This window comes from Qipengyuania sp. (genome assembly GCF_042095715.1).
In the GTDB taxonomy this organism is placed as follows: Bacteria; Pseudomonadota; Alphaproteobacteria; order Sphingomonadales; family Sphingomonadaceae; genus Qipengyuania.
Genome location: NZ_JBELMO010000107.1, coordinates 1 through 6348, shown reverse-complemented (window position 1 = coordinate 6348; position 6348 = coordinate 1). Strand labels below are relative to the sequence as shown.

At 60.4% G+C, this 6348-nt stretch carries 7 protein-coding genes and 1 tRNA gene; 4 read left to right on the top strand and 4 right to left on the bottom strand.

What is annotated here, in order from left to right; translation table 11 throughout:
• The first annotated feature begins 331 nt into the window (after nucleotides 1–331).
• Entirely contained in the window at nucleotides 332–2389 is a 2058-nt protein-coding gene (locus ACFDTG_RS15695) for a ribonucleoside-diphosphate reductase subunit alpha (RefSeq protein ID WP_375291896.1), read from the top strand.
• 180 nt (nucleotides 2390–2569) lie between these two features.
• Nucleotides 2570–2643 (top strand) — tRNA-Ala (locus ACFDTG_RS15690).
• Nucleotides 2644–2905: 262 nt separating this feature from the next.
• Here ACFDTG_RS15690 and ACFDTG_RS15685 read toward each other — a convergent pair.
• Nucleotides 2906–3673: an abortive infection family protein gene (locus tag ACFDTG_RS15685; RefSeq protein ID WP_375291895.1), complete on the bottom strand. Its 768-nt coding sequence runs from the start codon at nucleotides 3671–3673 to the stop codon at nucleotides 2906–2908.
• A gap of 445 nt (nucleotides 3674–4118) precedes the next feature.
• Here ACFDTG_RS15685 and ACFDTG_RS15680 point away from each other — a divergent pair, with 445 nt between their 5' ends.
• Nucleotides 4119–4490 (top strand): DUF4440 domain-containing protein, encoded by a 372-nt coding sequence (locus tag ACFDTG_RS15680; RefSeq protein ID WP_375291894.1) that lies wholly within the window; start codon nucleotides 4119–4121, stop codon nucleotides 4488–4490.
• A 65-nt stretch (nucleotides 4491–4555) separates the two neighbouring features.
• Here the strand turns inward: ACFDTG_RS15680 and ACFDTG_RS15675 are convergent, their stop codons facing one another.
• Both ACFDTG_RS15675 and ACFDTG_RS15670 read right to left on the bottom strand, forming a co-directional pair.
• Entirely contained in the window at nucleotides 4556–4816 is a 261-nt protein-coding gene (locus ACFDTG_RS15675; protein ID WP_375291893.1) for a DUF2171 domain-containing protein, read from the bottom strand.
• A gap of 125 nt (nucleotides 4817–4941) precedes the next feature.
• A complete protein-coding gene (locus tag ACFDTG_RS15670; RefSeq protein ID WP_375291892.1) occupies nucleotides 4942–5181 on the bottom strand; it encodes a DUF2171 domain-containing protein in 240 nt (79 codons plus the stop codon).
• Nucleotides 5182–5371: 190 nt separating this feature from the next.
• Between ACFDTG_RS15670 and ACFDTG_RS15665 the strand changes: the two genes are divergently transcribed.
• A complete protein-coding gene (locus ACFDTG_RS15665) occupies nucleotides 5372–5752 on the top strand; it encodes a PepSY-associated TM helix domain-containing protein (RefSeq protein WP_375291891.1) in 381 nt (126 codons plus the stop codon).
• A gap of 141 nt (nucleotides 5753–5893) precedes the next feature.
• Here the strand turns inward: ACFDTG_RS15665 and ACFDTG_RS15660 are convergent, their stop codons facing one another.
• Entirely contained in the window at nucleotides 5894–6160 is a 267-nt protein-coding gene (locus ACFDTG_RS15660; protein WP_375291890.1) for a hypothetical protein, read from the bottom strand.
• Nucleotides 6161–6348 lie beyond the last annotated feature (188 nt).

The window sequence follows — 6348 nt, the reverse complement described above, 5'->3', positions numbered from 1 at the left end:
CAAAACCGCCGCGTCGCGGTGTATGGCGCGGTTACCACACCCCGGCGGACAGCCAAAACTTTTGGTAAACGCGCCTTCACCCTCTTGCGCGCGAATCCGCTCTGATTCATCATCTAGTGGTTTGGTGCCGGGGGCGACCCACTATACCTAGCTATCTCCGCAGCGCGCCCCATATCGGGTGTGTCGCCTGCGCAAGGCCGGGCAGTGGGGAAAAGGGGGAAAACTTTCCCCCCGCGGCCGCCATGCAAATGCTAGGGCGATTGGTCTCGCCCGAATCGAACAATTGCGGAACAGCGATGTTGCGCGCAGCACTGGGGACGGCGAGCCGATGATGGATTTCACAAGCAGGGATACGGGCATGGAGCTTGAGCTGGATACTGCGGTCGACACCACGGACGAGGCGTCCCGCAATGCTCAGGCGGCCAATGCGCGAACCGGCGCGAGAAGCGAAACGAAAGCGATGACGATGGCCAAGGAAGACAAGGGTTCGGCGGATCTCGCCACCGCGACCGCATCGGCGATGACCGAAGCGGCGAAGGCCGTGGCCGCGGCTGCGCCCGTGGACAGCAAGAAGGTGATGGATCGCCGCTTCACGGTGGAAACCGATGCATCGCGCGATGCGCTGCTGACCGAATTCGGCAAGGAGACGCTGACCGATCGCTATCTGCTGCCGGGCGAGGACTATCAGGACCTGTTCGCCCGCGTCGCCGATTTCTACGCCGACGACCAGGACCACGCCCAGCGGCTCTACGACTATATTTCCAAGCTGTGGTTCATGCCCGCTACCCCCGTTCTCTCGAACGGCGGCACCACGCGCGGCCTGCCCATCTCCTGTTACCTGAACTCGGTGTCCGACAGCCTGGACGGCATCGTGGGCACCTGGAACGAGAACGTGTGGCTCGCCAGCAAGGGCGGCGGCATCGGCACATATTGGGGCAATGTGCGCGGCATCGGGGAGCCGGTGGGCCTCAATGGCAAGACCAGCGGCATCATCCCCTTCGTACGCGTGATGGACAGCCTGACGCTTGCCATCAGCCAGGGCTCGCTGCGGCGCGGTTCGGCCGCCTGCTACATCGACATCCACCACCCGGAGATCGAGGAATTCCTCGAAATCCGTAAACCCAGCGGCGACTTCAACCGCAAGGCGCTGAACCTGCACCACGGAGTGCTGGTGACCGATGCCTTCATGGAAGCGGTCCGCAACGGCGAACAGTTCGAGCTGAAGAGCCCGCGCGACGGATCGGTCCGCAAGACCGTGGACGCGCGCAGCCTGTTTCAGAAGCTGGTGGAAACCCGCCTCGCCACGGGCGAACCTTACATCGTGTTCTCCGACACGGTGAACCGCATGATGCCCAAGCATCACCGCGAGCTGGGCCTGAAGGTCTCCACCTCCAACCTGTGTGCCGAAATCACCCTGCCCACCGGCATCGACCACCTCGGCAACGATCGCACGGCGGTGTGCTGCCTCTCCTCGCTCAACCTGGAAAAATGGGACGAGTGGAACGAGGACAAGACCTTCATCGAGGATGTCATGCGCTTCCTCGACAATGTGCTTCAGGATTACATCGACCGCGCGCCGGACGAGATGGCCCGCGCGAAATATTCCGCCATGCGCGAACGCAGCGTGGGCATGGGGGTGATGGGCTTCCATTCCTTCCTCCAGATGAAGGGCATCGGGTTCGAAAGCCCCATGGCCAAGGTCTGGAACCTGAAGATGTTCAAGCACATCAACGCCAAGGCCAACGAAGCCTCGATGATGCTGGCCAAGGAACGCGGCCCCTGCCCAGATGCGGAGGAAATGGGCGCGATGGAACGCTTCAGCTGCAAGATGGCGATCGCGCCGACCGCCAGCATCAGCATCATCTGCGGCGGCACCAGCGCCTGTATCGAGCCGATCCCGGCCAATATCTACACCCACAAGACGCTGTCGGGCAGCTTCGTGGTCAAGAACCCCTATCTGGAAAAGCTGCTCGACAAGAAGGCGAAGAATTCCACCAATGTGTGGAATTCGATCCTGGAGAAGGGCGGCAGCGTTCAGCACCTCGACTTCCTCACGCCGGAGGAAAAGGCGGTCTACAAGACCAGCTTCGAGATCGATCAGCGCTGGCTGCTGGAATTCGCGGGCGATCGCGCGCCCTTCATCGACCAGGCGCAGAGCCTCAACCTCTTCATCCCCGCCGATGTCGACAAGTGGGACCTGATGATGCTGCACTTCCAGGCGTGGGAGAAGGGCATCAAGTCGCTCTATTACCTGCGTAGCAAGAGCGTGCAGCGTGCCGGCTTCGCGGGCGGCGTGGAAGCGGACAACACCGCCGAAGCCGCGAAATACGAACTCGCGCCGGGCGGTGACGGGCAGACCGATTACGAGGAATGCCTGGCCTGTCAGTGAGGCGGCGGGCGCATCGCGGGACAGGGGTGGGATCGGCCCGCCCTTTATGTAGAGCTTGGTTAATTAGATGACGCCTTTTGCGAACATTGTAGCCATTCGACCGCTCAAAGCGGCAACCTGAAAATCTGCCGTCCGTTCATGCTGCAATCGGCAGCAGATAACACATCTAAATTGAAGTATGGTCCCGTAGCACAGCTGAATGATGCACCCCTTTCGCAAGGGGGAGGAAGCAGGTTCGAAGCCTGCCGGGAATTCGGCGAAAGCCACTGGAGCCGGTGATTGATGATCCTCGGCTCCAGATCTGTCAGGGTGAGGAATTTCGCGCCCAATTTCACACGTTCCGCAGATCGGCGCGGCAGCCCGGAATCGACTATTCGTCAAACGCGACCTTTCCCGTTGCGCCATCTTCGACAGGTCATTTCGGAAAATGCAATCGGGAATAGATTTCGGGAAAAGGTCACCCCGGATTGCTGTCGGCACGATCGCCAAAGCGAGGACCGATGCGGATTGCGCGCGCTACCCCTTCAATCGTTCGTTGAACGTCTGGACTAGGAATGTTGCGACGGCTCCTGCCGTATTGACGGTTAGGCTTGCGTGACGTGTCGACGGTTTCACCGGGCGCCCGCCCCTTCCGTGTGCATCGGATAGCTTGTTCCGCAGTGTTCCGATGCCATTGACCATCGTCGCCGCACCGCCAAGAATTTGCTTTATAGCATCTTGGCTATGCTGGTTGGGTGCGAGGTGCAGCTTTTCCGCTGCCGCTTTGTATAGTCTTGGTAAATCATCCTTATCGCCGTAAGGCGTATTGGTTTCGTCTAGGATGCGCTTGATCACTGTTTCCAGCAGCGTGCGCGCAACAGTTATAGCGCCTTCGGGATCGCTCTCCCTGCGCTCAAGCGCTTTTGCCCAAACTACGTGAACCCCTTCCGCGTCGAACGTGCGTAGAGCGTCAGAAGCGGAGGTGTCACCGGGAGCAGTACATCGGCCCTCTAGGTAATCGATTAGCGGGGTGAACGCTTCGCTTAATAACTGCCGGCGCTCTGCATACGTGCCAGCCTTATTTTTGATATAGGGCCAAAAGGCATCAAGATTTCGATAGGTTCTTACGAACGTCGGTAGCAGGTCGCGAATGGCATGGTTTTCTACAAAATCGCGTCGAAGCGCTTCATAGATATGCCCGTCGGGCGAACCACCCGTGGCGCATGCAATGAGAATGCCCTCCATCATCTTGACCTGTTCGACCAAAGAATCAGGGATGTCAGAAAAGGCGTTTGCCCAAGCCATATTCAGCTCCAAATGAAACGGAGCTTGTAGCTTCGCTCCCTGATATATTTGCGGACGTTAGGGCCAGACCTAACAACGCCCGTCAATGGGTTGGTCCTCGCCATTCTCACCATGCTCGCGCTTGGCCGGGGTCTGGTGAGAGGATGGTCAAAATCATACGCTATGGGTCCGCCGTTGACGTATCGTTCCTTCCCTACGCGATGAAAGCGACCTTACGCCGACCGCCAAGCGCTATTTGATCACCTCTCCGAAAAAGTCGAATAGCGTCCCAAAATTTGATCATTTTCGGGACGGCGAGTTACTGATAGTTCGCACTCAAAGCGGAGCGTCGCAAAACCACGCAGTAGCGGCCAGTCGTCCTTTTCTGCTAGCATCGTCAATTCCGATTGAACCCCGGCGCCTCCCGCTCGTTCAACTGTTGAACGGATAAGCTAGGAGAATTTCGTTGAACGACGATCGCATTTGGGAATTCGAGCGCGAGTTGTGGCTGGGTGGCGGGGATGTGTACCGCAAGAACGTGGCGGAGGACTGCGTAATGGCGCTGCCCGCCGAACCTTTTCTATACGATCATGGCGCGGCTAGTGCGGCGGTCGAGAAAACGCCCCGCTGGGACGAAGTGGAATTCGCCGACACGCGGGTGACCCGGCCCGAGGAAGGTCTGATCGTGATCGGCTATCGCGCAAAGGCGAAGGGCGCTGACAGGAATTATCACGCTCTGTGCACCAGCGTGCTGCGGCGCCTGGGCCACGAGGACTGGGTCGTGGTACAGCATCAGCAAACGCCATTCGGCGTCGAGGTCAAAGACCCGGACGCCTGAACTGGCTTTAGGACATCCGGACCGGCGCCGCCTGTGAACTTCGCGGCGCCGGTCCAGTCTCTGCCCTATTTTTCTTCTTCGAACGTCACCGCATTGGCGCCGGTGGCGCTGAGGCGAACCTTGTCGCCTTCGACATCGGCGACGAGGCCCACCGAGATGTAGTGGTGATGGCCTTCGTGGCTCCCTTCGGCCTGCTCGATCTGCGCGCCCGAATCCTTCTTGGTCAGCTTGATCCGGTCGCCCTCGACATGGTCGACGGTGCCCACGTGCACGCCATCGGCTCCGATGACTTCCATATGTTCCTTGATCTTGCTTGTGTCGGTCATGGGTATGTCTCCTTCTGCCTGACCGAACGCGCCGACACCGATTCCGCTCCCTGAAACGCGCCCGAAACGACGAACCCCGCCAGTCTTGCGACGGGCGGGGTTCGGTCATGTAGGTCAGGCGATGGTCAGACCGTTGCAGTTCGTCCGGTCAGGCCTTCCGGGATGCGGGCGCCTTCCTTGAGATAAAGCCTGTTGTCGTCGACGCGGTCCATCTGTTCCAGCGGGATGTAGTGATGGAACGAATCCGCCGAATCCGACTTGGTCAGCTTGATCCGCTCATCTTCGACCTCGTCCACGGTGCCCAGGTGGCGACCGGCGTGGTCGGTGACTTCCATGTGTTCCTTGATGCGCAGCTTGTCGAACATGCTGTGTTCTCCTTTTTCTTGAATGGGTTATACTGACTCAACGGGTCGGGCAGCGGTCTGTTCCCCGGCTCGTCGGCGGTGAGGCTCGCCTCGCGGGGCGAGCTTTGTCTGGCTTTATGGATTGCCCCTCTTGTGCGGTCCTCGCGAAGCTGCTTTCGCCCCGCGCGCAACTTCTCGTGAGTGGTCTATCATGCGCAAATGGCATCGCTGGCTGTCGGTATTCTTCGGCATCTTCCTGTTCTGGATCGCCGCCACCGGCGTGCTGAGCCATCTGGCGGGCTGGTCGCGGCCGGAAGCGTCGGCGGTCGAGGCCGCGCCGCCCGCCGGCTTCGTATGTCCACCCGAATGGCGCTGCACCCCGCCCCGGCCCGGGGCGGAAGGGCTGGGCGGCATGGTCGGCTTCTTCCACCACCTCCATTCGGGCGAGGAATTCGGCAAGCTGGGGGAGGCGATCAGCTTCCTGTCCGGCCTGGCGCTGCTGTTCTTCGCCTTTTCCGGCGTGTGGCTCTACATCCGCATGTGGCGCGAGCGGGCGCGGCGCAAGGTGAAGGACCGCTGGTTCTGGAAGTAGTGTCGTAGGACTGTTCTGCTCGCCCCCGGCCTCACATAAAAAGACGCCCCGCCTTTGTCGGACGGGGCGCCGGGGGTCGCGGGGCTGGCCCGCAAAAGGGGAAAACCGGATCAGCCCGCTTCGCCCCGTAATTTGTCCAGATCAGCGCCGGTCGGCGTCTTTCTCGTCCGCGTCCTCGACCGCTTCGGCATCGCGCTTGTCGATCGCTTCGGGGTCGTTGAGATTGTACTGATCATATTCGGGGCGCGGATCGCCGGCGGGATTGTCGATCGCCATCTTGTCGCTTTCTTCCGTTTCGGCCTTGCGGCGCGCCTTGTCCTCGCGCGGGCCGGTGCGTTCTATTCCGCCCGGCTCGTGTCCCTTGTTCAGCGTGACGTCGCGGCTGTCGCGGGGTTCGTACTGGCCCATGGTAAACTCTCCTTCTGCCAGATTGAACCGCGCCGCGCGCACCCTGTTCCCCGTATGGCAAACGCCCTAGCGCTTATCCCCGCCGAATCGGTTTTGCCGAGTTCAAATCGGGCCCCACATTCCCTATGTAAGACAATCACCGAAAGCCCCGGAGATACCAGATGTCGTTGCTCGAAGCCCGCAAGACC

Coding starts and splice junctions, on each gene's coding strand:
- ACFDTG_RS15660 (WP_375291890.1), bottom strand. CDS start 6,160: ATGGGCCAGTACGAACCCCGCGACAGCCGCGACGTCACGCTGAACAAG.
- ACFDTG_RS15695 (WP_375291896.1), top strand. CDS start 332: ATGGATTTCACAAGCAGGGATACGGGCATGGAGCTTGAGCTGGATACT.
- ACFDTG_RS15675 (WP_375291893.1), bottom strand. CDS start 4,816: ATGACCGACACAAGCAAGATCAAGGAACATATGGAAGTCATCGGAGCC.
- ACFDTG_RS15665 (WP_375291891.1), top strand. CDS start 5,372: ATGCGCAAATGGCATCGCTGGCTGTCGGTATTCTTCGGCATCTTCCTG.
- ACFDTG_RS15685 (WP_375291895.1), bottom strand. CDS start 3,673: ATGGCTTGGGCAAACGCCTTTTCTGACATCCCTGATTCTTTGGTCGAA.
- ACFDTG_RS15670 (WP_375291892.1), bottom strand. CDS start 5,181: ATGTTCGACAAGCTGCGCATCAAGGAACACATGGAAGTCACCGACCAC.